This window comes from Polaribacter sp. Z014, assembly GCF_023555435.1.
Taxonomy (GTDB): domain Bacteria; phylum Bacteroidota; class Bacteroidia; order Flavobacteriales; family Flavobacteriaceae; genus Polaribacter.
This window is the reverse complement of the sequence record NZ_JALCZP010000013.1, coordinates 71489-94355: the sequence shown is the minus strand read 5'-3', so window position 1 is coordinate 94355 and position 22867 is coordinate 71489. Positions and strand designations below refer to the sequence as shown.

The window sequence follows — 22867 nt, the reverse complement described above, 5'->3', positions numbered from 1 at the left end:
CCAAGATTTTGAAGTTGAACAGACTGCATAAACCGTTTTGCTGCGCTTCACTTTTTATAAGTCTTTCTCAATTCAAAATAATGAAAATGTATCAGCAACAAAAAAAGGAAACAGCGAAGGCACTATGGGAAGTAAATCAAAATGAAATCTTATGAAATCATACAAAAACATCAAAAAGGAAGCGGCACCAAAAAAAACAAAAAAGGAAAACGCTCTAGATATAATAAGTAAATCACTTCAAAAAAAAATAATAACAAACTGTCTGAATAGTTCAGATTGGGTTTAATTAATCTTTAAATATATTATTATTATGAGCACACTAAAAAACAAAGTACAGTTAATCGGGAATGTAGGAAATGTACCCGAAGTTAAGACCCTAGAGAGTGGGAAAAAAGTTGTTAATTTTTCATTAGCGACGAATGAGTTTTATAAAAACTCAGATGGAGAAAAAGTACAAAATACCCAATGGCATGCTATTGTAGCATGGGGGAAAATTGCAGAAATAGTAGCCGAATATGTGGGCAAAGGAAAAGAAGTTGCTATTGAAGGTAAATTAACGTCTCGTTCATACGAAACCAAAGAAGGTGAAAAACGATATGTTACGGAAGTGGTAGCAGATGAAATTCTATTGCTTGGTATCAAAGGAGAACAAAATGCTATTGAATAATTAGCAGGTAAAGAGGATGTTCTACCGTATAGTAATGTCCTCTTTTTATTTTAATATAAACTTAAATAGGAAAAAAATGAACACACAACATACAACACTAAAACACGATTTACAATTATTTTCGGGTTCTGAAAATATATATTCACTTCCAATTCTCGGAACAAAATATACAGAAGGAATATTATATTTAGTGAATAAAGCAAATTGCTTTTGGCTTCTTATAGATGCATCTGGAATTGCAAAAAGTTTACTTGATAAAAGTTATTTTATTACTATCGATTTTAAAAGACTTAATAAAGAAAATCAGGATGCTACAGGTAAGGAAGCAACTATAAATTATGGTGATGGAAATGATACTATTTTAGAATCTCATTCTTATAATTATACAGATTTTCCATTGGATGAATTGAGGTTGTTTTTTATAGACGGAACCTTAATGCTACCAAGCGAATATTAATCAATTTTAAAATTTAAAGTTATGATTTACCTAAATTTTACAGACTTGAGTGAAGAGGCTCAAAATCGACTTTTAGAAAATTCGAAAAAAGATGTGGAAGAAAAATTTGGCGATGATATTCGCAAATATGTAAGAAAAAATTATACTTGTTTTGAAGCTATGATAACGGAAGAAGCACAACGGAATTTGTATTCCTATACGTATGTATTCAATATATAATTTTTTGATTTGAATTATTTGACACCTCTAAGTTTTTGGAGGTGTTTTTCTGTTTATTGAATCTTGTTATATAAAAAAAACGTATCTTTAGATGTTTGAAAATCAGCATTCAATTTTAAGTATTGTTATCCATATTTTTACTTTCGCCGATAACGATACCCATCGAAAATAACATACTGGAAATTCATTTTCTAAAATGGCAATGGGCTTTTTAGCCAGATTGTACGAAAAATTTGTCGCGCTAAAGCGTGACAAAAAGGAGTAGCAAGAGGGTAACACGCTGTGCGATGTTATGGCGTTCTTTTTGTTTTCAAAACACTGAATGTCAGTAAATTACATAAAGTTTAATTTACTGATATACAACTATTTGCGACAAATGACCTGTGAACTCCTACTTTTAGGGAAGAATTTGCGACAAATCGGCGAATTATGAACTCATTTATCGGAATTAGATTTAAAAAAGAAACTGCAAAACGTTTTCAAAAATTTTCAAGAGCACACTTCAAATCACATACTGAAGCGATGGCAACTATGCTTGATTTTTTCTTCTATAATGAAATTTCTCCAAAAGAAAAATTTGGACCTACAGGCAGGACTATTGAGTCAACTATTAAGAAACGGATTAATGCGGTAATTGCCATTATGAAGGATGTCGAAAAGACACAAACGAAACCTACCGCTGCAATGATTGCATCGCTTTTTCAGGTGCAGGAGCCTACAAAAAAAGGCTTGATTCTAGAGAAAAACGGGATCGATAAAAATAAGGAAATCCGTTTTAAGGAAAAAGGAGATTCAATGAACAACCTATAAAATTTTGAGTTATGTATATCACTATTACACCTCAAAAAACTGGAGGTAATTATTCGCAAAGTTCAGCTGATTTTGTAAAGTATTTAGAGAAAGAAAATGAAGGTTTAGATCAAGAAAGTATGGAGCATTTTTTCAATCAATATGATGACGAAATTTCTGCAGAAGAAGTGGTGAGCAGCATTGATAAAAATACGGGGAAACTCAAAAAAAATGAACCTAAATTTTATTCGATTACCGTGAGTCCTTCCAAATATGAATTGAAGAAATTACAAAACAATCATCAAGATTTAATAAAATATACGAGAGCTATAATGAAAGATTATGTGGCTTCTTTCAATAGAGAAATCAATGGAAAACCGATTACAATTAATGATATAAAGTATTATGCAAAAATAGAACAGCAACGAAGATTTAAGGGAACTGATAAAGAGGTGAAAGAAAACCAGCCGTATGCCACAAAAATATTAAAACTAAAAAATGAAATCCGGAATATTGAATCGGGAAGGGTAGAAGGTAATGTCAATAATTTGAAAAAAGACATCAGAAAATTAGAAGAGCATGCACCACATCAACAAGATGGTAAACGAATTGTTCAAGGCATGAAAAAGGCAGGGGACCAGAGTCATATTCATATTATTGTGAGCAGAAAAGATGCTTCCAATTCGATTAGCCTTTCACCTGGAAGTAAGTACAAAGCATCCGAAGTTAAGATGCACGGAAAGTTGGTGAAACGTGGTTTTGATAGAAATCATTTTTTTGAAAATGCAGAAAAGTCTTTTGACAGAACATTCGCTTACCAAAGAAATTATGTAGAGTCGTATGTTGCTAGAAAAGACTTTCTCAAAAACCCGAAAATCTATTTTACTTCACTAATGAAGCTACCGACCAATGAAAAAGCATTGGCATTTAAAATAATAGGGAAAGCTGGTATTCCGATGCTACCAAAGATTCCGGTGACACAAGTACAATTGGCATTAAAAATATTTAACAAGTTACGTCGTGGTGCAGAAGTAGCTATCAAATCGAGTTCAATCGGCATCTAATTTAAAATTATGCAACTAGACAATCTCTTAATATTCTTTGTAATTATTGGTTTTACCAGTATTCTTTTCTTTGGAATATATCGAATAACTAAATTCGGATTTATTCTCAATTTTTGTGTGTTGGCTGCGTTAGTCTATTGTTTTCACAAAGAAACACCAATTATAGTTCTCGCACTTTATGTAGTTTGTCCACTCACTTTGATCAATATCGTGATGTATGTATTTTTGCATAAAACCGATAAACTGAAAAAAGAAAACACTAAATATCAGGTCAACTTTGCCACCACAAATGGAAAGTTTAAGCTTGAGAACATTAAACGCGGTGCTTCAGTGATTGGTTCTGCCGGAAGTGGAAAGACGGAAAGTGTTGTGTATGGTTTTCTAAAACACTTTAGTAAAGAAGGTTTTTGTGGAGTTATTCACGATTACAAGAATTTTGAATTGACAGAAATAGCGTACCCACTTTTTAAGGATAACGATATTCCTTTTAAGATTATCTCCTTTGATAACATTATCCATCGGGTAAATCCGATTGCGCCACGTTATTTAGAAAATGAGGAAAGTGTAAACGAAGTTTCAAGAGTTTTAATTGAAAACCTTTTAGAACAGCGTGAATCTGGAACTACTGGAACTACAAAATTTTTTAATGATGCTGCTGAAGGTTTGATTGCTGGAATGATTTGGAAATTAAAAACAAGCTATCCTCAGTTTTGTACACTTCCGCATTTGATTGCAATTTATCAATATTTGGACACAGATAGCCTTATTCAGTTTTTAGAAACCAATATCACTTCTAGAGCAATGGCGGATGCTTTTATCAGTGGAAAGGATTCAGAAAGACAGACTGCAGGTGTAAAAAGTACATTGGCAAATGCGTTGAAACGAATTAGTACGCAGCGTATTTTTATGGTTTTATCGGAGGATGAAGTGCCTTTAAATTTGAATAATAAAGAAAATCCTGCAATCATTTCTGTAGTGAATAATCCAAAATTTGAGACGAGTTATTCACCAGTAATTGCAACGATTATTCATGTAATAACCAAACAAATGAGTGTTCGGAATTCCAAAGCGTCTTTCCTGTTGATGGAAGAAGCTCCCACGATACGTTTATTAAATATGCACAGAATTCCTGCTACGTTACGTTCTTATAATATTGCTACAATTTACGTGATGCAAGACAAAATACAAAACGATATGATGTATGGAGATAAAGCAAGTAAAGCGATTTTAAGCAATCTTTCTTATCAATTTTTCGGTAAGGTCAATGACCCAGACACTGCAAAATATTATGAACGTTTTTTCGAGATTATAAAAGATCCTACAAAAAGTATCAGTCGTGGTTATAATTTAGATTTTGATACAAGAATTACTACTGGAGAAAAGGAAGTTCCAAAAGTTAGGGCAAGCGCTTTCTTTCGATTAAAACAAGGTGAGTTTTTTACGTATGCGGATGGAACTGATAAAAAAGTTCAGTTTAAATTGCCGTCAATTAAAAGAGGACTTCCAGATGAAAAGCAACAGTTTTCTAATGCAAATTTAGCAGCCAATTTTGAGAAGATTTATGCAGAAGCTAGGTCTATTTTTAATTAAAAAACTCTTAAAAAGGACCTTTTTCCCTTGGAGCTTTATTGGTCACTTTCCATTGACCATTCTCTTTTATGAGCTTAAATATGCCTGTCTTTCCATCGAAGGATGTTTTATACTTTACCCAAGCAATTTCATCATCAATGGCTTCGTCTAAGATTTCTACTTCAATTTCTTTATCGGAATCTGGCATTACATTGAGCCCCATGATTAAACTGCTATAACCTGCCGATGTAGTATGTTTTTTTAAAGTTGCTTCATCTTTCGAGAAAAAGCTTTTTGCAACAATTTCCGCGGTTTCAGAATGGGACATGTTTTTATTTTCTGAACAGGAAATGAATAGAAGTACGAGTGAGTAAATGACTAAATTTTTCATAATAGTATTAATTTGGGTTGTTTATATATTTATGAGATATTTTCAAATCAATATTTCGTTCGCCATTTTGTTCTTTCAATTCTAAAATTACTCTTCTGTTATTAGAGATTGAAAATTTGGGTACAACATAAACGAATTTTATTTTTGTATTTGCTGCTATTTTAAAGGGGGTGTTTTGTGTGTAAATTGGGTTTTTATACAGTCGTTGTAATGATTTTTTCTTCCCTTTTTGTCTTGTCTCTACAGATAGTTTTAAGAAATTTATATCGTAATCTAGTCTAGAGGTATTCTTAATTTGTATAACATAATAAAGTTCTTCTTTATCAAAAACTATATTATCTACACTCAAAATAATGCCTTCGTTTCTCTTCTTAATTCTACCAATGCGCTGATTTATATTAAGTAGGTAAGAACAGAATTTTTGGTAATAATACGTTCTGTTATCTATACTATCTTTAGCAGTTACGGACTTAATAGAATTACTTACTAATGGCTTTTCGTTCCCAATACTATTTGATAAAGCAAAGAAGTAATTGAGTTTATTCAGCTGCTTTTTATACCTCACAATATACGAAAAAATTGATCCATTATTACTGATTACTAGTAGATTACTGTCGTTTCCTGGTTTTGCCTGTAATAATCCAAGATGTTGTTCTTTTTCTCGGTTAAAAGTAAAAACAAAATTTTCTGAACCTGTAATACCTTGGCGTATGGGATTGGGGAAAAACAATGCCACATTTTTAGTGTCATTTGCATAAAGAGTGTCTTTGATTATTGGTGTTTTTATTTCAGTTTGTGCACTGCAAATTTGAATAGGGAAAGTTGAAACCCCAATAATTAGTAGTAAAATACATGTTTTCATAGTTTAGGTTTTAAAATAAGTTTATAATTATTGAGTACAGTTACTTTTACATTGCGGTTGTTACGTTGAAAAATTTTCTTGATGCCACTTATTTTTGGCACAGTTGGGATATTGATATCAGTAATCATATCGTCTAAAACTTCATTACTAGCTTCAGCGCGAAAATTATTTTCAATATATATTCCTTCACTGCCATCTTGTAAATCAAAAGCTTTGAGTTTTGTAGGATGGTGATTGATGTTCTCAATTTCAATCAAAACTCGATTCGGTTGAAAGCTTATGAATCCGAAAACATAGGTGTTCTTGGGCATTCGTTTTCCGTTGATTATAGTAGCTCTGCTAAGTCGCATTCTTAATCTGGAATTTACTTTTACAATTTGGTTTCCATCAACGACTACAGGTATGGATTTATCAGTATTCGCAGCCATTGAAGTTACAGTAGGCTTTGGAGCAGCTGCAAAGAAAAGTTGATGTTCTAAGCTGATTTCCTTGGCTTGTGTTTTTTGATCTCTCTTAATTTCAGCAGAGTCAATATGTTGCTTTTGTTTTCTAGCAACTTTCTTTTTTCCAAAGTTTTGATATTTCTTTTCGGAATACTGAATTTTTCCTGCGGCATAAATACTATCGACTATACGCTGTTTTTCCTTCTCTACATAATTAGGGTCATAAAAACCGAGGGAATCAATTAGTTTTTCATCATAAATACTGGGTGCATTATTCTCACGAACTTCTTTCAAATCATTCAGTGCTTCCAATTTAGAATCGTATTCTTTTTGGTTTTCATCCAAATTAGGAATTAATGTTTGTTGAAGTTTTTGATTTTTATCGTCATCTTCACCCATCACCAAAAGAGAGTAGGAGATAATAAATGTGAAAATCAAAGCCAATACAGCTACAAATACTATTTTATTTTTTTCTAGTTTCATAATTATTCGCTATTAGGTATCTTTTTTAAGGAATTTTCAAAGTAGTTAGTAATCAATAATCCATGAGGGTTATTGGGAAAGTTCCGAGCAACAATAACTAGATTTCCAGAAGAAATCAATTCATAGGTGTCGGTGATAGAGCCTCTATTGATTTTAAAAATGGTAGTAGTTGTAAAATTATAGACACTGTTATTTTCGATTAATGTTGATTGGATAGTGCTTACCTTTTGTACCAATGAATATTGCAATAATCGATTATAGACGCCATCTGCTTTTTTCTGACGATAAAGATTATCTACAGAACTATTACCTAACCAAAGTGCTTTTTTTAAATTTTGTTTGTAGTTACTCGCATCAATATTATAAAAGTAGTTGTGAAATAATTCTAAATGAGCCAATGCTTCCACCTTAAAATTTTCTTTTTGAGTCACTAATTTTAAAGGAATTATACTTCCATCAGTATTGATGGCAAAGGCACTTTTAAGCGATTTTTGATGAGTATTATAAGCTATCCAAACAGAAAAGGTACTGGATGCAAAAGAGCAAATGATTACGAACAAAACGATGAATCGATTTAGTTTTAATACATTGTATATATTCTTATAAGGTGTTTTCATGTTGATTGGTATTAGTTGCTAAACAATCGGAGTGTAAAAGAGGTAGCACGCCTATATAACTTGAATTTTAAAAAGACAATAAAACCAACAGAACCAAGCTGAATTACAGGGGCGAAAAAGCCTTGACCTACATCCGTTCCAAAAAGATTTGTCCAAAAATTGGTATTGATTTCTGTATAGATGGCATTGATAAATATATTGACTAAAAAAAACGCTGGTACTAGCATATAAACAGCTGCATATAACTTAAAAAAGGAATAAGCAAGAGATCTAAATTTTTCAAATACAGCTAAGCTTATTACTAATGGAAAAAAAGCTTGCATGATGCCTAACAAAAAATAACGTTCTGCAAGGAATAGCGGATAAATGAACAAATCTAAAATCCAAAGGAAGAGACTTATAATAAATGCAAATATTTTGAATCCGTAGAGTGGTGTTACTAGAGCTTCATATAAGAGCGTCATAGCAGCTTGTGCTACCTCGATGATACTAACATCTTCTTCAATAGGGATATCTTGCATCTGCAAGGGTAATAAAGCAGGTGCTGTACCACGATATTGTGCTTCTATGGAAACTAAGATGCTATCGAAGAAGCCAAGAACTTGTGTCGAAAATATGACTAGAAGAACAATAGCAAAATTCTTTGTGAGTTCCCCAGGACTTAACCCCCAAGTGTAGCCGTCTTTATCCGCAATGCCTTCATTGTATTTTTTTAGGATATTGATTAAAAAAAACAGAATAGCAAGCGTTTTCATTCCGGCAATCGTGTATTGCGAAAAGCTGCTGTTCTGTATGGTTTGAAATACAGCATCGATGTATTCCAGTCCAATCCCTAAAAGTATCGTTGCGGTCATTTTTAGTATGCTGTTTCTCGATGATTTACTTTATCCTGCATTTTTCTGAAAGAAATAATATCTTTATAGCGTTTTGTTTTTGTTTGAATATTGGAAACCATTTCTTTTGATTCCAATTCTTTTTCTTTTAAGACTTCCGCACGTTCTGCATCACTCATTTTTAGATTATCACTGGATAATATTTCGCCCATAAAATCGACGGTGTCCAATGAATTTTGAATGATGGCATCAAATGATTTTGAAACCTGTGTAACTTCCTCTTGTTTTATATAAGGGGAATTCAGGATGTCTTGTAAATCATGTTGCATTACATTGATAAGGCGCTGATTGTTTTGTGCAATTTCTTGAACCGCTTTAAGTTGTTGAACGACACTCGATACCTTTTCGATACTTTCCTTTGCATCTTTTAAAAATTTTACAGATTTAATCATTTGAGCTGTCTGTTTGCCAGATTCTACAAGTTGTTTTATCAGGCTTACAAAATTGGTATTATCATAGGTGGGTAGTCCTTGTGCGTTGGCACCGTTAGACATAAATAACATTATGGCTATTGTAATTATTAAAAACTTCATTTTTGATTTCATAATTTTAGGTTTTAGAAGTGAATTGAAGAATTGCTTTTTCCATGTTTTGATGTTCTTCATAGAATTTCATTATGGTGTCGTTTTCTTGTCCATCTGTGAGATAAGCAGCATACACTTCTCTGGGAACTTCAAGACGGAAAATGTTACTTTCTTTACCAATTTTGATAAACATTTCTGTGTATTTTCGTAATCCAGATAGATTGTTTTTGATTGATTTTAGCTGATTGAGATCATGGCTAGAAAGGTGAAGTCTTTTAACCAATTCCGCATATCCTTTTTCGTTGTTCAGGCTATAGATAACCTGCGTGTTTTCTAAAATACTTGCAGAAGTAGAATTATCAGGAAGTTGATTGATAGACTGTAGAATAATACCAATAGCACCGTTCTGTTTTCGGATTGCTTGATAATAAAATTCTACACTTTCTAGAACGTTTTCAAATTTTAGTTGCTTGGCAAATTCATCAAAAAGAATAATACCTTTTTCAGCCTTGTTTCTCCAAATGGTTCTTTGAATAGCAGATTTTATCAACTTTAACATTACAGAAAGTATTTCTTTATTGTCTTTGACTTCATCTAATTCAAAAACAATTAGACGTTTGTCTTCAATTTTATAAGTTTGGTCTTCACTTACTTTGAAAAGAAAACTGTATAAACCATTACCAACATATTCTGACATTACATGTAAAAAATTGGTGATATTGAAATAATCTGGATGTATTTTGAGGTTTTCCAAAAGGTCTTTTTGGTTCGATTCTATATAGTTGCAGAAACCTTCTAAAGAATGATTTTCTAAAGTGTTATTATAATAATGACTTAGTATCTTTTTGATGGAAACGGATTGGGCTTTGGTCGCTTTTAACTCCGAAGCTAAAAGTTCAAATAGAAATACGGACAAGTCTTCAATACGTTCTGGAGTTAAGTCATTTACGTGACTAATATAAAAAGGATTAATCCCTAAGTTTTTTCCACTTTCATACCGGAGTACGGTATATTTTTCTGGATACAATTTTGCGAATTTGGTGTATGAACCTCCCAAGTCGATAATAACTAAGCGAACTCCACTTTCAAAATATTGACGTAGTATATTATTGGCTAAAAATGATTTTCCTTCTCCTGTTGGGGCAAAAATGGCGAAGTTTCTCGCTTTAATTCGTTTTTTTCGTTCGTCCCAAACATCTTTTAGAACAGGAATGTTATTTTCTCGTGTATTAAAAATGATACCCGTTGCATCAGACTTGTAATTACTGTTGTTGATGAATAAGCAAAGTGCGTGTTTTAAATCAGCAACATATACATCATTATTTGAAAAATTAGATGAAAAGCAACAGTAGCTATTTAATATATAATTTTTGCGTTCTTCTCCTCTGGGGTAATAAGGAGTAACATCTAGTTCTTTAAATTCCGTCTTTATTTTAGAGGTTATTTTATCTAAATTTTTAAGATCCTTAGACCAATAAATAATATTGAGATGTCCACGTACAATACGTGCATTATCATCCATATTAATTTGATCAAGAATGTGCTGAATTTTGCCAAGAAGTACTTTGTTTTGTGAACCGAAATTAGAACTCTTATGAAGTTCTTCTATTTTTTTATCAAGTAGCTTGCGCCATTTGTGTTTGTTGTCTAAATAGATAATTTGATTTACAATATGGTTTTCATTTAGCGTAAGCCCTAAACCATCAATAAACCCTTGATGAAATACAAAATCATCTGTAGTGAATTTCTCATTGGTTTTGCTACTCTGTACACTTTCGCCAAAGCACAGTTCGCTATTGATGGCAAGGGCATCAAAATAATTTTCGCCAATATTGACGTTTTTCTTATCAAGTACTATATCAGTGTCATAACCTTTATTAAAACCATTAAAATAGTCGGTAGTAAGTTGTTGAATTTCCTCTTTTTCTAATGGTAAAAAGGTTGTTTTTCTACAATTGTTAATAAAGGAAATAGCATCTGTTACCGATTTGGTAAAGCTTTTTACGTTGTCATCTAGTTCTTGTACAATTCCCTTTGTTACCTTTCGGAAAGGATTTACATATTTAGGATTGTTTAATGTTTTGTTTTTGGTTAAGATGAAAAATAAATAACAATTGTGGTTTATATATTCACGTCCTTTAAAATGAGCATTTGTTGCTTTTTCCAAGAATGTGGTGTTTGGTAGTTTTTCTGAAGTATATGTTTTTTTGAGATAAATGTCTTGTTTATGAACGATTGTTCCTACAGGTAGCGATTTCAAAGACTGAAACCAAGCAGCATGTATATCTTCAAAATCTTTTTCGGATAAAGAGTAGATTTCTGGAAGATTCCCTTTAAAACATAAGACAACATTACCATTGTTGGCAAAAATGATATTGTCTTGAATATCTGCAATTGGATGGTGTGTAGAAAGATTAATCTTGTTCATAATTGAAACCTGAATTTCTTTTGTTAGAGATTATTTTTGGGAAGACCTTAGATATTTGAAATAATTGAGGATGATGAACTATTCGAATTAATGCGACATATAAGGCAGCGTTGAAAATTAAAAGACCAATAATTACCCAGAAGCTAAATGAAAAGATAATGACCATAAGGGTGGCAAGTATGGCCATCAACATTAATGCAAAAAGAGAAATAGGTAAACCGAAAATTTCCGCACTTTTACGAATATTTTTATAGGTGGCTAACTTTTTCATTTTTAGACCACTATTCCAATTAAATACGTGAAAATTCCTACGACTGCTCCAGCAATTAGTACAAAGACTAAAACACGCGTAATTCCTTTTTTTAGGTCGGCATTTTCACCGAAAAAGTGCCCTGCGTTAAATAGGAAACCAACTAAGAAAATAACTCCTAGAATTATAGGGAAAATAGTTCTTATAGTATCGGATACATCATCAACGGATTCTTCAATACCACCAATTTGTGCAGAAAGTGAGGTAGAGAGTAATAATAAGAGAGTTGCTAAATAAATTGATTTTTTCATTTTAAAATATTTTAAATTATAAGGTTGTTTTTGATATTTTAAATTTACATATATTTGTTTTTAAATAATTGATAATCAGTTATTTATTTAAAAAATATTGTTTGTTGTGAGTTGAGTTAAATTGTTGTTATTTGACATCAAACACTATGAGTTTTGAAAAATAAAATATTTATAAGCGGAAAAATGAAATGAAAAAAGTGCTTAAAAACGTCAGTTTTATCTTTTTGTTACTAAAAATGTGTGTCATTTTTGGGCAGGAAAATGTGAAACAAAAAAGAATACTTATTGATGTTGGACATGGTGGAAATGATTCTGGAGCTATCGGATTAAATGACATGAAAGAAAAGGATGTGGTACTAAATGTTGCTTTGGAGGTTTTTAGACAAAATAAGCAATTGGAAAAACCATTGGATATCTATTTAAGTCGATATACAGATGCATTTATTTCTTTGTCGGATAGAACTAAATTAGGCAAAATATTAAAAGCGGATATTTTTATTTCGATGCATTGCAATCATTCTAATACCCCAAATGCGAGAGGGATTGAAGTTTATGTAGGGAAAAACTTATCGGAGTATTCAAAACAAAGTACCTGGTTGGCATTTCAATTACAAGCTGTATTTAAAAAACAATTGGGTTTTGAAAGCAGGGGAGTGAAGTTTGCTAATTTTCAAGTACTACGAGAATCAATAGATTATTATCCTGCTGTATTATTAGAATTGGGGTTTTTAAGTAATTTGGATGAATGTCGCTATTTTGCAAACAAACAAAAAATCGCATTGATTGCTCAAGCGATTTTGTTCACATTAAAAAAAATAAAATAATGAAATACCTATTCTTAGAAGTTACGAAAAGTTTAAAAAAAATTATTGTACAATTTATTTCGGAAATAATTTTATGGTGTAAAGGTTTGCGTGGTTGAATTAAGTTCTTTTATCTGCAGCTCCTTTATCAAATGCAATTAAATTGAATAGTTCACGCATTCGACTGCGAACTCGATTTCCGTAACGTTCTTCGAGTTCTTCGGCATTTAGATTGGTAGTTGCATGTGTTTTAATTTTATGTTTGGTTTGAAGGTAAAGCTCATAGCGAGATAATAAGACTTCTCCCATTACATTTAAATCTTTGCCATAAAATCTTCCTGCTGGTTCAATACCTAAATCATCAAAACAGAAAAATTTAGAGTTGCCATAAGATTCAATGGTTTTAAAACCTAAATGATTAAAACTGAAAGTTACATTTCTACACGGAATCATCTCATAAGGAAGTTGTAGCGGAACCAAATGTCTCAGTAGTTTCATTAAAGTCGTTTTACCACAACCAATAGGACCAGAAAGAAGAATTCCTTTGTCTGTATCAATTCCGTATTTTTTACAATTTTCTTTGTCTTTGATGTAATAGTAGCATAGTTTACGAATAATTTCCTTGTCTTCATTATAGATTTTGAAATGCCGACCAAATAACAATCTACCTTTAGCGTTTAAGTATATCAAAACTTTATCAAAATCGTATATAACGTTTTTACCATCAAAATCTCCAAGCGAATATTCTACGCTTCCTTCGGTTATTTTAGAGGGGTTGTCCATAATTTTTGTTTTTAGTAGTTCTTAAGTTGTCCTTGAATTGGGATACCTGTTTTTTATTTTTTATGCCGAAAACTTTGGTTCTATTCATCCAGTTAATCGCTAAAGCCCGCCAATCTCGAATTTCATTTCCATCACTCGTTTTCCAATTTCTAGATTCGTAATATTCGAAGAATTTTTTTCCTTCATCAGGATTAAAAAATGATTCTTTAAAAAAAATAACAACGGTCTGCCTGTCCTTTGGTTTTATATTGTTTATTTGTTTTAGACTATTTATATTTGATACTGATGCTTGTCCTTCTTTGGGATTGTGAGAGTTGATTACTGGTTCATAGATGGGACTGTTTTGTTCCTCAACAGGTTTACCTCTAGAACAGTACTGTTCTGCTAGTTGTTCTAATATGGGATTGTACTGTTCTGAAGGTGTTTCAATTTTAGTCTCAATAATAACCATCTTAATTTTACTTCCTTTATAAGGGTTTTTGGAAGGGAAATAAAACAGATAATCCCAGGAATTTAAGTCTCTTAGGCATCTATGGTATGTAGATTTTGACCCAATCTTAGAAGCAACCATTAAATCCCTTCGATTTATATAGAAATCATCTGCAAAACGACAACTATTCCATTCTAGGAATAGTGCCATATACAGACTGATGTGTGTAGGATTTAGGCGATCATCAAAAAAGAATTTTCCGAAGGCTGCATTTAGTAATTTGATATAATTCATATCCTAAGAATTTATCATGTGATGCACACGGTTTGCTGTCATAACACTTTGAATTTCTTCTGCTTCATAGAAGATAATTCCTCCTATTTTGGTATAGGGTAAAGTCCCATTAATGCGGAGATTCTGAAGTGTACCAGGACTTATTTGTAGTAAATCCATAATTTCAGATGATTTTAGGTATTTTTTTAGTTTTCCTTTAGATTGTTTTACTAAAAGGTTTTTAATGTCATCTAGTAATTCCAGTTTGAATTCTAGAAGATCGTCTGTGGTAATAATACTTGTAGGCATAATAATACGGTTTTAGAGAAAGGAACTGCGGTCAATTTATTTAGCTATTCCTGACTTGGTTTAATTTTACATCTACAAATTTGTGCCCTTTTATTGTGTTTTCTACCCCATGATAACCGTAGTACGGTTAAAATTTAACATTTAGAAAAGTATAGGCTTTGGAGTCTATTTTAGGGAGATTTACTGGTTTTAATTACCAGAGTCACATCATATTAGGATAAATTTGGAGTAGAAATGAGATGTCCGTAGGTAAACCGTATTACGTTCTTTTTAAAGATAGAAATTACAAGAAATAGTTGAAGTTATTCTTCACTTTTATTCATTTCAGATAGTATTCCTCTTGATAGTTCATCTAGAAATAAAGTTCTGCTTTTTTTTCGATTTTTGATATCTTGATAAGTTTTGTAAATATCTTTAGGTGTAATATCAAATATTTGCTCAAGATATTCAGATACTTTAATGATACTCATATTGTTTTTCCTTCCTAAACCTTTTGCAAGTAGCGCATAAAGTAATTCTACATAATTTGTGTTATTAAATGGCCAATGTATTTTAGCTTTTATAACAGCATGTGTTCCATTCAGGTTATTTTTAATGATATACTTTTTCTTTTCAAAATAGTGAACTAGGGAATTGTACGCCTTATATTTTCCTAATAGCATATCTCTTGGTGTGCAAAAATCAGGATCTTGAAAATAAAAAATTGAGGTGGTAATATGATATTTTCCCAGATATTCTCTGGTGTAATATTCTTTGTCAAAATGAGTTGCACCGGAATCTACATAACGTCCAAAATCAAGATTGAAAAGAAAGAATTGGTTAAGTTGACTAATTTTTCTCTTTATAAATTTTAATTGTTCACCCTTATCAGCTTTAGGTAATTGAATTTCAAAAGACCTAATTTCTGAAAAGTAAATAAGTTGAATAAGCGGAATTTGTTTGGTCTCTTTGAAGAATTTTATTTCTTCTGGTACTGTTTGAAATTTTTTAAGAAGTATTTTCTTTTTATAAAAACTTAATAAATTATTACATATTTTTATAGAACAATTAGCTCTTTGTAAGATGTCTGAATTTTGAATTTTTATTTCATTCAAATTTTTTATCAGATTAGAAGTTGGTGATATTGAATTCATAAATAGTTTTTTTATGCTTGGAAACATAATAAAGAACATTTGATAAGGGGGAAGTTTTTATTTTTCCTTACGATTTTATAAATATTCTTCGAAATTAGTTTTTTCACAAAAGGATACTAGAAATTTTTCCGTATATCTTTACGGATACTCCGTATTTTTCTACGGATTTATGTTTTTACTATTAAAAGTACTAAGAGATAAATAGTTATTTCTCCTTATTAAAAAAACGTTTTAAGAATTCACTTCTGTTTTTTACACCCGTTTTTTTGAAAATATTGGAAGCATGTTTTGATACTGTGTTTTCTTGGATAAATAGCTCCTTAGCAATATTTTTATAATTTAATTCACTCAGCATAGATAACGCAACTTCAATCTCCCTTCTTGTTAAATCTTCATATATTATTTTATGTTTTACGGAATCATCGCGTTGTTTTTTATTAAAAGCAAATATTTCAAACATTTTGGTATTGTTTTTAAGAAAATATAAATACCGATCTATTTCCATGATCGTTATAGCATAAAAGGCAGTATTCATTAACGTAAATGTTATCCATTGGTAGTCTCCAATGATTGTGAAAACAGGTAGTAAGGCTATACTTGCAAGGCTTAACGTAGAAAGTTTATTTCTTCTTAAAATAAAAGTATTAGAGTTGGAAGGTTTAGAAATGTTTCTATAGAAAATAATAAGAAATTCAAAAGCAAAAATAGAAATGGGAATTGTAAAAAGATATCTGGAAATATTCAAGGACCCGCAAATAAAATAGGGCAATAAAAACAACAGAATAAAACCAAAACTTGTAATTAATACGACTTTTCTTAGGGTTAAGTTGTATTTCAATACGACAATATCGTACTCTTTGTAAAGGTAATAAATGATATATAGGCATAAGAAAATTGCTACGCTATAAGTAATAATGTATTGAATAATTAAGGGGCCTGGGAAATTATCTATAGGAAGAAACCCACCAGAGATATTATAGGCAATAAAAGAAAAACCAAGATAAATAAAACGTTTTAAGGTACTGTGTTTTTTCTTGTAGGATAGGTAAAGTGTATACAAAACGATGGCTGTATCTATTAATAGATAGAAGAATGTTGTCCAATGTATTGAAGTTCCAAACATTAGTGTTTTTAATCTTTTTTTCTAGCAATTTTCGCTCTTCTGAATCTATTGCTCTATTTTTTTAATAAACGTTCAATTTTATAATCAAAACTAATATTAGCATTTTTTAGGAAATGGGTAATGTTAGTATTTGTTTCAGTTGGGAGAATTTTATAATCTACTTCTTCAATAGTTTTACAAGTTGTAAGAGTTTGAAGAATAAGTATTAGGAGTTTGCTTTTACTCTATAAATATAACGTTTATCAATGACAATGAAAAAACAAAGAAAAGTATTTTAGAATATGTGAAGTTTTGTATTCGTTAGACGGATGTTATTTTTATAACAGAATGACCAATTAATTAGGTTTTTATTTTTGAAGTGCTTCGGTTAAAAAAAAAATATCCATTTAAGAAGTTCTCAAATTTGAAGATATTTTATTGGCTTTAAAAAGACGTTGATATTGAGAAAAAATGTATTTTTTATATTTAAAGTAAAGAGTATAAATGATTTTTCTATATTTAATTTTTATTTTGCCCGAATTAGAGTTAGAGATGTTTTATTATTGAAGAATAAGGACTTCTTAGGGGATATTACCTTATAAAATAGGACAAAAAAATAAATTAATTTCTTTAAAAACACCAACTAAAGTAAAGGGTATTCTTAGTCCGTTAGAAAAAAAAGGAAACAGTTTATTTTTTTAAAGAGATAGAAGAGTGGGTGGGATCTAGAAGATGATAGGTGTTTAAAAACCAGAATAAAGATTGCAACAAGAAACTTTAATAGATGTTTGAAAATGGTAGCAGATAAAGCTAGTATTGATAAAAAACTAAGGATGCTCATAGCTCGTCATCGTTTAGGAAATATTTCAGAGATAAAAATATAATTCAAATGCTTCAAAAGTTATATAGAAACTCTTCAATAAAAACTACTATTTTGTATCAATCTAATTTTATGAAATAAGATATTGATGATATTTTAGATAAAGTTATGGTATTTTAAGTGAAGGTATAATTTGTAATTTAAATATATATTGTGGCTTTACTAATTTAATAATATGTTTCTATAAACGGGGGGCAATACTTTTTATATTAATATTAGAAAAGTAGGAATTCATATTCTTAAGAATACAATTTTGTTTTAATTAAACTAGGTGTTTTGTACCAAATCATAGTTGTTTTTTTATTATAGAAATAAGTTTGATAATATAATTTTATTACGGTGTATTTATTTAAGTAAGCCTGATGTGTGAAAAAGTGCTTTTTATATTGGTTTTATAATTTTATATGTAAGAAATGAATATATTTGGCCGGTAGAGGCGTAAAACTTAGTAGAGGCTTTCATAATTAGAAAGAAATATTTATTGAAATTCAATAAATAACAGGGGTAAATAAAAATTAATAAAGTAATATAGGAACTAAACAATTTACTAATTGTTAAGTTGCTGAATCATGTAGATGTCCGGTGAAAGCATCTGTAAATCTATGATATACTAGTGAAAACATTTTATTTGACTTAAAATCAAACCTTTTCTGTTTTGTAAAACACTAAGATTTTTTTTGAAGAAAGAATTTAAGTTGTTTTTGATAAGAGTATAGAAGTTTATGGTAGTTATAAGAATTAAGAAAAGCTTGAAGGAGAGGTCCTTATTTAATACCATTTTTACATAGGACTACTGATTAATGAACTTGATACAAAATATTAAAAATATAGCTTAACTGAAATAGGTTTAAATTTATTTGAAAGTCCAGTAAAAAAAATAGAAAGAACTAATTATTGACCTTTAAAAACTTTAAAAGAATGGGATTAAAAAATAAAGTTTTTTTTACTTTTATTATCGTAATAATATCACAGTTTAGTTGTGCACAAAGTTTAGATTATAAGATTGGTGTACTTAATAATGAAATAAACATTACTAATAATCCGGCTTCTGCTATATATAAAGATAAAGAAGGCTTTCTTTGGTTAGGTAAAATGGATGGATTATATAAGTATAATGGATCTGATTTTGAAATATATGGTAGTACATTTAATAGTAATAGAGGATTGAGTAATCCTTGGGTTACAGACGTAAATGAATTTGAAGACTACCTTATAATAGGAACCAAAAATGGATTAAACTTTTTCAATAAAGAGACTCAAGAGTTTTCTTATTTATTTCCTTCAGAAATCAATTCAGAATTTAGTAATTATATTACTAGTATACATGTTGATAGTGTAACTAAGCAAATTTTAATGGGTACTTCAAATGGTTTGTTTACTGTAAAACCTAAGTTAGATGGCGCATTTTCTATACAAGCATTTAGTTTTGAAAAGAGTAAAGAACTTATTGATAATCCTGAAGTGCATCAAATATGTAAGATACCTGGAGGGGCAATAATTCGTAGTTCAAAAGGTCTTTATTTTATAGATATAACTAGTGATATAGCTAAAGAATTAACAACTAGTTCTGAGAATAAAAAAATATTGAAGAATTGTAATTATATTTATTTAAATGATTTAGGTGAGTTGTTATTATTTTCTGAAGGAAAAATATATTTAGATAATTTAAAGAATACCAATATACAAGAAGCGAATGAGATTGTATTTAAAGAAGTTTCTCATCTTTATGATAATTGGCCAGAATTAGAAAAAATTAATGTTTTTTTAGAAGATATAAACGGTAATATTTGGATAGGTACAGAAGGAGAAGGTCTTTATTTTTATGAAAAAAACACTAAAACTTGGCAAAATTATAGATACAAAATAAATAGAAAAAATGTTCTAAAAAATGATTTTATTCGTTCATTCTATGAAGATTCCTCAGGACTGTTATTTGTAGGCACAGATGCGGGTATTAACACCATTAATACAAAAAGTAAAAGATTTCAAGTTATTGATTATATAAAAGGAGATGCCATTGGGGAGTCTGAAATTGTAAATGTTCACGGTTTATTACAAGATGTACAAGGAAATGTATGGGTTGGTACTAGGGGTAAAGGGCTGTTTGTTATTGGAAAAGGAACTGCTATTGCAATTAAGTCAGATGTAAATTATGCTCTTGGACACATAAGAAGTATTATTCAAGCTAAAAATAAAGACATTTGGATAGGAACCCAAAATGGAATCTTTATTTTGAATAAAAACAAGAAACTTACTCAAAAAACTCTTCTTGATAAGTTTAAGGGCAAAGAAGCTAATCTTTTATCAGGAGAGAGCATATTTGCCATTTCAGAAGATTCTTTAGGGAATAAATGGATTTGTACAGAAAATGGATTGTTTGTTCATTCTATTAAAGGAGAAACTAAAAAGTTAACCAATACTTCTATAGGAACGTCTTTAGATAATAAAACTATTTATGCTATCTTTTTAGATAAAAATGATAGAATTTGGTTTGGAACTTTAAATGGGATGATTGTTTATTTAGATTATAATGATTACAATACACAATCATCGCTTTTTGCCTATACCGGTAAACCTTTAGATTTTAAGGTGATTAAAGTAGCACCTCAATACAAAAAATTTTTAGAGAACTATGAAGTGTACTCAATTTGTGAAGTTGAGAAAGGGCACATTATGGTAGGTACAAATTTTGGAGTATGTGATTTAGATATTAATAAAAAAATGATTGCTCCTTTTCCTTCTTTAAATAGTTCTTTAGATTCTTTAAATATTGGGGCTAGTTATGTGTATGGATTGATATATGATAAAGAACCTAATAATCTTTGGATTAGTTCTAATAATGGACTGTTTACATATAATTTTGACTCAAAAGAGCTTGAGAGATACGGCCTCAAAGATGGTTTACAATCTTTAGAGTTTAATGGAAATTCCGTGTATAAAGGAAAACAAGGTGATTTGTTTTTTGGAGGTGCGAAAGGATTGAATATATACAACCCTTCTGTGAAATTAAAGAAAAGTGATTATCACCCAAATATGGTATTTACAAAGCTACTTATAAATGGAAAGCGAGTTAAGGTAAATGATAAAACAAGTATATTAAAAAAGGATATTTCTTTTACAAAGAAAATACTATTAAATGCTAATCAAAATACATTGGGATTGGAATTTGGATCTTTAGACTTAGCTTTTTCTTCTAATGATCTTTATAAATGTAAATTGATAGGTATAGATAAAGATTGGATTTTTTTAGGAAATAAAAGGTCTATTAATTATGCCAATCTACCAAAAGGACATTACAATTTTATTTTAAAAGGAACTAATAATGATGGGGTATGGAATCCAAAAAAACTTAAATTAGACATTGTTATTTTACCTGCCTGGTATCTAACTTGGTGGATGATTCTTACTTGGTATCTAATAGGTTTTTTAATTATATTTTCTTTTTTATATATTCTTTTAAAAATTAGAGACAACAATAATGTATTAAAAATTAAAGAAATAGAACGTAATAATTTACAAGAATTATACGAGTCTAAGTTGGTGTTTTTTACAAATTTATCGCATGAACTCCGTACGCCATTATCATTAATAATAGACCCTATAAAAAACTTAATTAATAAAAAAGACGTTTATAGTAAAAACAAAGAACTTTTTAATATTGTACAAAATAACGTAGATCGGTTAAGTAGGTTAATAGATCAAATTATGGATTTTAGAAAGCATGAGTATGGTAAAATGAATTTAAAAATATCAAAATCTAATATTGTAGAAACCTTAATTTCTATTAGTAATTCTTTTGTATATCATTCTAAAATAAAAAATATTAAATACATTATTAAGCTTCCAAAATCCGCTCTTTTTATGTATTATGATGCGGATAAAATAGAAAAGATAGTTTATAATATTCTATCCAATGCTTTTAAAGCAACTAGAAATGGAGGTAAAATAAGAATCTCTTTAGGCGAGTTTAATAATGAGAAAAAGCTATACAAATTATTAAAATACAAGCTAATTAGTGGTACAAAAGACTTATCTACTCTAGATAACCATATATATATTAAAGTAGTAGATAATGGTGAAGGTATTTCTGCTGAATCTTTACAAGACATTTTTACAAGATTTTATCAAGATAAAAGTATAAACTCAGGAACGGGAATTGGTTTATATATGGTAAAACAACTTACTGAAATGCATTTTGGTACAATTTTAATTAAAAGTATTAAAAATAAGGGAACATCTTTTATTATTCTTTTACCAAAGAATGATGATTTGTATAAACCGCTTTTATTTGATTCAGAAAAGATAGAAAAGTTAGAAGAAGTAGTTTCCGCAGATGTGCCTATTTTAAAAGATAAGTCTGAAGTAATATTACCACCAAAAAAATATAATGTTGTAGTGGTGGAAGACAATGATGAGTTACGATTTTATTTAAAAAGTATCCTTAAAGATTTTTATAATGTATATACCGCAAACAATGGTTTGGAAGGTATAGAATTGATAAAAGAAGAGATTCCAGATTTAATTATTAGTGATGTTGTAATGCCAGAAATAGATGGACTAGAACTCTGTAAAAGCGTAAAAAATAATTTTGATACCAGTCATATTCCTGTTATACTTTTAACAGCTAAGTCTTTCGATTATCAAGTTGTAGATGGCGTAAAATCTGGCGCAGATCTTTATTTAACTAAACCTTTTAATAGCGAAATTTTAATAGCTAATATTAATAATTTAATTAAGAATAGAGAAAAACTACGTTTAACTTTTCAGAATGAAAACATTTTAGAACCTTCTAGAATAACGGTAACTTCTATTGATGAACAATTTATAACAAAACTTAAAAAAGCAGTTGAAGAAAACATACAAGAGCAACAATTAACATTAGAATCTTTGGCAACTCAGGTAGGTGTAAGTAGAGCTCAATTATTTAGAAAAGTTAAAGTACTTACAGGGCTTACTCCAAATAATTTTATAAAATCAATACGTATAAAATATGCTGCTCAACTTTTATTAGATGAAAGATTTCAAATGTCTGAAGTTGCTTTTTTATCTGGTTTTAAAGAGGCAAGTTATTTCTCTAGGTGTTTTAAAGAAGCATATGGTTGTAGCCCAAAGGAGTATAAAAGTTCACAAGAGTAGATACTCTTAAAGCTTGTTATAACGGGTTTTAAAAACTATTTTATAAGGATG

Annotated in this window: 22 protein-coding genes; 8 read left to right on the top strand and 14 right to left on the bottom strand. The window is 29.9% G+C overall.

Going from position 1 to position 22867, the window contains the following annotated elements; all coding sequences use genetic code 11:
* The first annotated feature begins 310 nt into the window (after positions 1–310).
* The 6 genes from MPF19_RS13875 (at position 311) to MPF19_RS13850 (ending at position 4786) form a co-directional block, all read left to right on the top strand.
* Positions 311–667: a single-stranded DNA-binding protein gene (locus MPF19_RS13875; protein WP_249988688.1), complete on the top strand. Its 357-nt coding sequence runs from the start codon at positions 311–313 to the stop codon at positions 665–667.
* Positions 668–743: 76 nt separating this feature from the next.
* Positions 744–1124 carry a DUF6876 family protein gene (locus tag MPF19_RS13870; protein ID WP_203394996.1) on the top strand — a complete coding sequence of 127 codons (381 nt, stop codon included), beginning with the start codon at positions 744–746 and terminating at the stop codon, positions 1122–1124.
* A 21-nt stretch (positions 1125–1145) separates the two neighbouring features.
* Positions 1146–1343 (top strand): hypothetical protein, encoded by a 198-nt coding sequence (locus MPF19_RS13865; protein ID WP_208889854.1) that lies wholly within the window; start codon positions 1146–1148, stop codon positions 1341–1343.
* A gap of 429 nt (positions 1344–1772) precedes the next feature.
* A complete protein-coding gene (locus MPF19_RS13860; RefSeq protein WP_249988687.1) occupies positions 1773–2153 on the top strand; it encodes a BfmA/BtgA family mobilization protein in 381 nt (126 codons plus the stop codon).
* A gap of 11 nt (positions 2154–2164) precedes the next feature.
* Positions 2165–3196: a MobB family relaxase gene (gene mobB / locus MPF19_RS13855; RefSeq protein ID WP_249988686.1), complete on the top strand. Its 1032-nt coding sequence runs from the start codon at positions 2165–2167 to the stop codon at positions 3194–3196.
* Between the two features lie 9 nt (positions 3197–3205).
* Positions 3206–4786 carry a type IV secretory system conjugative DNA transfer family protein gene (locus MPF19_RS13850; protein ID WP_249988685.1) on the top strand — a complete coding sequence of 527 codons (1581 nt, stop codon included), beginning with the start codon at positions 3206–3208 and terminating at the stop codon, positions 4784–4786.
* Between the two features lie 7 nt (positions 4787–4793).
* Here MPF19_RS13850 and MPF19_RS13845 read toward each other — a convergent pair whose 3' ends face one another.
* The 9 genes from MPF19_RS13845 to MPF19_RS13805 form a co-directional block, all read right to left on the bottom strand.
* Positions 4794–5093, bottom strand: a complete 300-nt coding sequence (locus MPF19_RS13845) for a hypothetical protein (protein WP_249988684.1) — start codon at positions 5091–5093, stop codon at positions 4794–4796.
* A gap of 70 nt (positions 5094–5163) precedes the next feature.
* Positions 5164–6018: a DUF4138 domain-containing protein gene (locus MPF19_RS13840; protein WP_249988683.1), complete on the bottom strand. Its 855-nt coding sequence runs from the start codon at positions 6016–6018 to the stop codon at positions 5164–5166.
* A complete protein-coding gene (gene traM / locus MPF19_RS13835) occupies positions 6015–6944 on the bottom strand; it encodes a conjugative transposon protein TraM (protein ID WP_249988682.1) in 930 nt (309 codons plus the stop codon). The genes MPF19_RS13840 and traM overlap by 4 nt, the downstream gene beginning before the upstream one ends.
* Before the next feature lie 2 nt (positions 6945–6946).
* Entirely contained in the window at positions 6947–7561 is a 615-nt protein-coding gene (locus MPF19_RS13830; protein WP_249988681.1) for a conjugal transfer protein TraK, read from the bottom strand.
* Positions 7562–7572: 11 nt separating this feature from the next.
* Positions 7573–8415: a hypothetical protein gene (locus MPF19_RS13825; protein ID WP_249988680.1), complete on the bottom strand. Its 843-nt coding sequence runs from the start codon at positions 8413–8415 to the stop codon at positions 7573–7575.
* Positions 8416–8417: 2 nt separating this feature from the next.
* Positions 8418–8999, bottom strand: coding sequence for a conjugal transfer protein (locus MPF19_RS13820; RefSeq protein WP_502925190.1), 582 nt, complete (start codon positions 8997–8999; stop codon positions 8418–8420).
* 4 nt (positions 9000–9003) lie between these two features.
* Complete coding sequence (locus MPF19_RS13815; RefSeq protein WP_249988679.1) at positions 9004–11406, bottom strand: TraG family conjugative transposon ATPase; 2403 nt, start codon at positions 11404–11406, stop codon at positions 9004–9006.
* Positions 11393–11677, bottom strand: coding sequence for a VirB3 family type IV secretion system protein (locus tag MPF19_RS13810; protein WP_249988678.1), 285 nt, complete (start codon positions 11675–11677; stop codon positions 11393–11395). The genes MPF19_RS13815 and MPF19_RS13810 overlap by 14 nt, the downstream gene beginning before the upstream one ends.
* 2 nt (positions 11678–11679) lie before the next feature.
* On the bottom strand, positions 11680–11967 hold the full coding sequence (locus MPF19_RS13805) for a hypothetical protein (RefSeq protein WP_208889846.1): 288 nt from the start codon (positions 11965–11967) through the stop codon (positions 11680–11682).
* Between the two features lie 188 nt (positions 11968–12155).
* Between MPF19_RS13805 and MPF19_RS13800 the strand changes: the two genes are divergently transcribed.
* Positions 12156–12791 carry an N-acetylmuramoyl-L-alanine amidase family protein gene (locus tag MPF19_RS13800; protein WP_249988677.1) on the top strand — a complete coding sequence of 212 codons (636 nt, stop codon included), beginning with the start codon at positions 12156–12158 and terminating at the stop codon, positions 12789–12791.
* Between the two features lie 99 nt (positions 12792–12890).
* Here the strand turns inward: MPF19_RS13800 and MPF19_RS13795 are convergent, their stop codons facing one another.
* The 5 genes from MPF19_RS13795 to MPF19_RS13775 all read right to left on the bottom strand — a co-directional run bounded on the left by MPF19_RS13795 (position 12891) and on the right by MPF19_RS13775 (position 16821).
* Positions 12891–13553: a P-loop NTPase family protein gene (locus MPF19_RS13795; RefSeq protein WP_249988676.1), complete on the bottom strand. Its 663-nt coding sequence runs from the start codon at positions 13551–13553 to the stop codon at positions 12891–12893.
* The gene (locus MPF19_RS13790) at positions 13537–14277 is read right to left on the bottom strand and encodes a hypothetical protein (RefSeq protein WP_249988675.1); all 741 of its coding nucleotides are present in this window, start codon (positions 14275–14277) and stop codon (positions 13537–13539) included. Before MPF19_RS13790 ends, MPF19_RS13795 begins: the two co-directional genes overlap by 17 nt.
* A gap of 3 nt (positions 14278–14280) precedes the next feature.
* Positions 14281–14565: a helix-turn-helix domain-containing protein gene (locus MPF19_RS13785; RefSeq protein ID WP_249988674.1), complete on the bottom strand. Its 285-nt coding sequence runs from the start codon at positions 14563–14565 to the stop codon at positions 14281–14283.
* Between the two features lie 302 nt (positions 14566–14867).
* Positions 14868–15698, bottom strand: a complete 831-nt coding sequence (locus MPF19_RS13780; RefSeq protein ID WP_249988673.1) for an RteC domain-containing protein — start codon at positions 15696–15698, stop codon at positions 14868–14870.
* Positions 15699–15903: 205 nt separating this feature from the next.
* Positions 15904–16821, bottom strand: coding sequence for a response regulator transcription factor (locus MPF19_RS13775; protein ID WP_249988672.1), 918 nt, complete (start codon positions 16819–16821; stop codon positions 15904–15906).
* A gap of 1777 nt (positions 16822–18598) precedes the next feature.
* On the opposite strand from MPF19_RS13775, the gene MPF19_RS13770 reads away from it, so the two are divergent.
* Complete coding sequence (locus tag MPF19_RS13770) at positions 18599–22816, top strand: two-component regulator propeller domain-containing protein (RefSeq protein WP_249988671.1); 4218 nt, start codon at positions 18599–18601, stop codon at positions 22814–22816.
* The last annotated feature ends 51 nt before the right edge of the window (positions 22817–22867 follow it).

Bases quoted from the DNA above. Each gene is read 5' to 3' on its own strand.
- MPF19_RS13875 (WP_249988688.1), top strand. From the start codon at position 311: ATGAGCACACTAAAAAACAAAGTACAGTTAATCGGGAATGTAGGAAAT.
- MPF19_RS13870 (WP_203394996.1), top strand. From the start codon at position 744: ATGAACACACAACATACAACACTAAAACACGATTTACAATTATTTTCG.
- MPF19_RS13865 (WP_208889854.1), top strand. From the start codon at position 1,146: ATGATTTACCTAAATTTTACAGACTTGAGTGAAGAGGCTCAAAATCGA.
- MPF19_RS13860 (WP_249988687.1), top strand. From the start codon at position 1,773: ATGAACTCATTTATCGGAATTAGATTTAAAAAAGAAACTGCAAAACGT.
- mobB (WP_249988686.1), top strand. From the start codon at position 2,165: ATGTATATCACTATTACACCTCAAAAAACTGGAGGTAATTATTCGCAA.
- MPF19_RS13850 (WP_249988685.1), top strand. From the start codon at position 3,206: ATGCAACTAGACAATCTCTTAATATTCTTTGTAATTATTGGTTTTACC.
- MPF19_RS13845 (WP_249988684.1), bottom strand. From the start codon at position 5,093: ATGTCCCATTCTGAAACCGCGGAAATTGTTGCAAAAAGCTTTTTCTCG.
- MPF19_RS13840 (WP_249988683.1), bottom strand. From the start codon at position 6,018: ATGAAAACATGTATTTTACTACTAATTATTGGGGTTTCAACTTTCCCT.
- traM (WP_249988682.1), bottom strand. From the start codon at position 6,944: ATGAAACTAGAAAAAAATAAAATAGTATTTGTAGCTGTATTGGCTTTG.
- MPF19_RS13830 (WP_249988681.1), bottom strand. From the start codon at position 7,561: ATGAAAACACCTTATAAGAATATATACAATGTATTAAAACTAAATCGA.
- MPF19_RS13825 (WP_249988680.1), bottom strand. From the start codon at position 8,415: ATGACCGCAACGATACTTTTAGGGATTGGACTGGAATACATCGATGCT.
- MPF19_RS13820 (WP_502925190.1), bottom strand. From the start codon at position 8,999: ATGAAATCAAAAATGAAGTTTTTAATAATTACAATAGCCATAATGTTA.
- MPF19_RS13815 (WP_249988679.1), bottom strand. From the start codon at position 11,406: ATGAACAAGATTAATCTTTCTACACACCATCCAATTGCAGATATTCAA.
- MPF19_RS13810 (WP_249988678.1), bottom strand. From the start codon at position 11,677: ATGAAAAAGTTAGCCACCTATAAAAATATTCGTAAAAGTGCGGAAATT.
- MPF19_RS13805 (WP_208889846.1), bottom strand. From the start codon at position 11,967: ATGAAAAAATCAATTTATTTAGCAACTCTCTTATTATTACTCTCTACC.
- MPF19_RS13800 (WP_249988677.1), top strand. From the start codon at position 12,156: ATGAAAAAAGTGCTTAAAAACGTCAGTTTTATCTTTTTGTTACTAAAA.
- MPF19_RS13795 (WP_249988676.1), bottom strand. From the start codon at position 13,553: ATGGACAACCCCTCTAAAATAACCGAAGGAAGCGTAGAATATTCGCTT.
- MPF19_RS13790 (WP_249988675.1), bottom strand. From the start codon at position 14,277: ATGAATTATATCAAATTACTAAATGCAGCCTTCGGAAAATTCTTTTTT.
- MPF19_RS13785 (WP_249988674.1), bottom strand. From the start codon at position 14,565: ATGCCTACAAGTATTATTACCACAGACGATCTTCTAGAATTCAAACTG.
- MPF19_RS13780 (WP_249988673.1), bottom strand. From the start codon at position 15,698: ATGAATTCAATATCACCAACTTCTAATCTGATAAAAAATTTGAATGAA.
- MPF19_RS13775 (WP_249988672.1), bottom strand. From the start codon at position 16,821: ATGTTTGGAACTTCAATACATTGGACAACATTCTTCTATCTATTAATA.
- MPF19_RS13770 (WP_249988671.1), top strand. From the start codon at position 18,599: ATGGGATTAAAAAATAAAGTTTTTTTTACTTTTATTATCGTAATAATA.